This window comes from Bradyrhizobium jicamae (assembly GCF_001440395.1).
GTDB classification, from domain to species: domain Bacteria; phylum Pseudomonadota; class Alphaproteobacteria; order Rhizobiales; family Xanthobacteraceae; genus Bradyrhizobium; species Bradyrhizobium jicamae.
Window position 1 is genome coordinate 1 of record NZ_LLXZ01000204.1, and the last position, 227, is coordinate 227.

Consider the following 227-nt stretch of genomic DNA (forward strand, 5'->3'; position numbering starts at 1 on the left):
CGCAGGGACGACCGCTGCCGAACCGGTTCGGCGCTCCGGGACTGCAGCGTCCGCCCGGCGTCCAGGGTGCGCCCGCCCTGCAACGACCGGGATTGCCTGCAGCGCCGCGACGCCCTGCGCCCGCGCCGCAACGCGGCAAGCCGCCGAAGGAATTGCGCTAGTGGAAAGATTGAATCAGGCCGCGCGCCGCAGCCAGTCCCGCACGCGCTGAAGCAGGGTTTTGCGCG